This is a genomic window from Bacillus sp. JJ1764, assembly GCF_036962145.1.
Taxonomy (GTDB): Bacteria; Bacillota; Bacilli; order Bacillales; family Cytobacillaceae; genus Neobacillus.
The window spans coordinates 218-3,579 of sequence record NZ_JBALNY010000238.1 but is presented as its reverse complement, the minus strand read 5'-3'; the positions used below and the strand labels follow the sequence as shown (position 1 = coordinate 3,579).

At 30.1% G+C, this 3,362-nt stretch carries 3 protein-coding genes and 1 pseudogene; all 4 read right to left on the bottom strand.

Going from position 1 to position 3,362, the window contains the following annotated elements; all coding sequences use genetic code 11:
* A pseudogene (locus tag V7083_RS23195) lies at positions 1-369 on the bottom strand (glycosyltransferase); the annotation flags it as partial.
* A gap of 80 nt (positions 370-449) precedes the next feature.
* On the bottom strand, positions 450-1,649 hold the full coding sequence (locus tag V7083_RS23190; protein ID WP_335482517.1) for a glycosyltransferase: 1,200 nt from the start codon (positions 1,647-1,649) through the stop codon (positions 450-452).
* Positions 1,650-1,660: 11 nt separating this feature from the next.
* Positions 1,661-2,851 (bottom strand): glycosyltransferase, encoded by a 1,191-nt coding sequence (locus tag V7083_RS23185; RefSeq protein ID WP_335482515.1) that lies wholly within the window; start codon positions 2,849-2,851, stop codon positions 1,661-1,663.
* Positions 2,852-2,872: 21 nt separating this feature from the next.
* The gene (locus V7083_RS23180) at positions 2,873-3,286 is read right to left on the bottom strand and encodes an adenylyltransferase/cytidyltransferase family protein (protein ID WP_335482513.1); all 414 of its coding nucleotides are present in this window, start codon (positions 3,284-3,286) and stop codon (positions 2,873-2,875) included.
* Positions 3,287-3,362 lie beyond the last annotated feature (76 nt).

Genomic DNA, 3,362 nt, shown 5'->3' with positions numbered 1-3,362 from the left:
ATCATAGGCATCGTCATTTACTGGGACATCAATGCAGGCATTTTTATAGTATAAATATCGATTATTGAAATACTTAGATATAAAATATGCACTAATAAAAATAGGAATTTTACTAAAGTGTTTCTTCCTCAAAAATTCCTTTATTGTTTGTTGAGGTGGCTGCATTATAATTGGCTTAACTGTTTTAAACCAGTTCGCTTCTTTTACCTTTATCCAGCTAGGAACGTATTCTAAAAATCCACCTTTTTTTTCTAATAAAAGAACTGTAATTTCATAGTTTTCTTTAGGTAATTCAGATAATAGGGACAATAAAGATTTTTCAACACCACCAATGTTCATGCTACTTAGCATAAAAAGTACCTTTTTCAATCCAATATCCCTCAATTTCCTCAAGATTTTCATTAAAAAAGAAATATCTCAAGTTTCTTTTTTAATCAAAACTTGAGACATTATCCATTTACAATGGTATATATTTTATTCATTTCCCTTGCTGCTGAACTTTTTATAACACTATTCCGCAAATTATCCTCCAGTCTTTTCAATAACCTATTATCGTCTAATAAATTTTTTATAGCAGAGAACATTTCTTGCTCGTCAAAATTGACTATGATGCCCGTATTATTATGAATAATATGTTCACTAATTCCTGTAAAATTAGTACTAATAATTGGTTTATTAAAACATTTTGCTTCTGCTAGAGTTATACAGTAACCTTCATGGCGAGAAGGTTGCACATAAAGATCACATTGTTCCATAAATGGATATGGGTTAGGATTTGATCCTAAGAATATAAAGTCATTTACCACATTATGTTCTTCAACCAATTTTTCATATTCTCTGCGAGCTCCGCCATCGCCTATACAATACCACCTGACATTATAGCCCTCATTTTTAAGCTTAGCCAAAACGGGAATAACTAAATCTTGACCTTTTTCTTTTGTAAGTCTTCCAACCGTTAGAATTCTTATTCCCTGAAAATCATCTTTAAAACCATCCTCCTCTTTAGCCATTTCAATAATAGAACGAGAAGAAACCATATTTAAAAATGTTTCTACTTTTGCCTTAAGCTTCGGTAGCATAGTTAACAGTTTATTCTTACCTTCCTCAGATACAACAAAAATTTTATCAAAGTCTTTATATACTCTCGAAACAAATTTACTATTAAGCCCTATTTGTGTTACATCAAAATGTATCCATTGAATTTTTTTCTTAGCTTTTATCTTATTAATAACAAAGTAGCTTATGAAATCCATTGGACCTGCATAAGCCACGGCAACATCATATTCTGTTTCCTCTGTTCTATAATCTTTTAAAACATAACTGTAAAGGAGACTTCTATCCTTTAGTAATTTTGTTACTAACGAGAGAACCAATAATTTTACACCCTTTACAAAATTTAATGCTTTAAAACTTTTTATTGCCATTATTTGAAGCGGCTGTTTTAAAAGATCCTTATACCTCTTATAGTCATTGATATACTTAATTTCGACATTCTCTGGAACAAACTTTAAGAATCCACCAAATTTCTCTAACATCAAAATAGTAATATCATATTTCTCTTTTGGAAATTCATTTATCATATTCAATAATGCTTTTTCAGTTCCACCAACGTTCATATTAATAATCATAAAAATAATTTTTTTCTTCATATTTACTCCATCTACCCAATTAATTTGTAAAATTTTTCTATTTCTTCAACATTCCCTTTCTTTTCTCCTTGAAGATATTTCACAATATTGCCCTTTAAGTCAGGGTTTTTTATTAATCTTAATATTCCATTAAAAACAGCATCAGCATTCATTTCAACAACTAGACCATTTTTTTCATCAACCATTTGGCTATAAACGGCGTCAAATTTTGTTGTCACTACTGGAATATTGAGCATTCGTGCCTCCGCAATTGCTAATCCAAAGCCCTCAAATCTTGATGTTTGTACATATATATCTGCATTTTTTATATATGAATAAGGGTTGGATTTTACACCAAGTAATATAAACTCTCCGGTTAGACCATTATTTTTAATGTATTCTTCTATTTCATTCTTTAAAGGACCTTTACCCAATGCATACCATTTAAATTTAATTCGAGCTTCCTTCAATTTTTTACATGCCTCTAAAGCTATATCGTACCCCTTTTGTTGGGCTAACCTCCCAATTGTTAGAATCCTAACACCTTCAAAACTATCTGAATAGCTTTCTCCTATATCAGCCATTTTTGTGATAAATTCTTGATTATTTATATCATAAATAACCTCAATCTTTTTAGAGTACTCAGGAAAAGTCTCTAGAAAGATCTCTTTTGTAGAGTGAGATACAGCAACAATTTTATTATATGGATTATAATATTGTTGCTGAAAACACTTTTCAGTTTCATTTAAACGATAACTTACATTGACCCAAGCAAATTTCTTTTTGGCTTTCACTTTTTCTGCTACATAGAATGTTGGAACACCCTGAGCATAACTTATAGCAATGTCATATTCTTTAGGGTTATCCTCAATCACTCTTGAGACACATTGCCAAAAAATTCTCGCTTTTTGAGGGTTACTATATTCCTCTTTACGAATAGTTAGAGAGTATTTTAACCGGGCATACAGCATCTTATAGTCGTATTGCTTAATAGAATATTTCATTGAATTCATCAAATTCAACTTTGTAAAATCAGTATATTTAAGAGGTTTTAGAATATTTACTTCTTTAGGTACCAGATCTTCAAGAACCCCACCATGTCCAAATAGCATCAAGTCAACAGAATACTTCGAGTAGTCTATCAGTGATAATAATGTGACCAAGCTTTTTTCTGCACCTGCACAATGTAAAGAGTCAATAACAAATAACATATTTTTTCTCATAATGTTCTCCAAAATTATTAATTAGATTAGTATCTGTTTTAACTTTGTGGAAGATGTTTTTTTTGTATATGGAAAATAAACTAAATCAACACCCACCATTTTAAATTTTTCTTCATATTCATTCCATAACGGCTTTCCTTTCCAGTCATCCCCATGAAACATAACATTAAATTTCAAATTATTCCAAGCAACTATTTTATCCATTGTATCCTGGACAACAACCATATCGACATATTTAATTGACTCAACTATTTTCATTCTATCCTCTAAAGGGATAACAGGAATTTTCTGTTTATAGCTTTGTACTAATTCATCCGTACTTACTCCAACTATTAGAAAATTACAAAGTTCTTTAGACTTTTTTAAGATATTTAAATGGCCTACATGAAATAAATCAAACACACCAGTAGTGTATCCAACATCGTATTTTTTCATATTTTTCCTCATTTCATTTAGCTAATTTCTTTTTCTATTTTTTCAAGAAGTCTTAAACTTGCTTTACCATCCTCAT

Bases quoted from the DNA above. Each gene is read 5' to 3' on its own strand.
- V7083_RS23180 (WP_335482513.1), bottom strand. From the start codon at position 3,286: ATGAAAAAATACGATGTTGGATACACTACTGGTGTGTTTGATTTATTT.
- V7083_RS23190 (WP_335482517.1), bottom strand. From the start codon at position 1,649: ATGAAGAAAAAAATTATTTTTATGATTATTAATATGAACGTTGGTGGA.
- V7083_RS23185 (WP_335482515.1), bottom strand. From the start codon at position 2,851: ATGAGAAAAAATATGTTATTTGTTATTGACTCTTTACATTGTGCAGGT.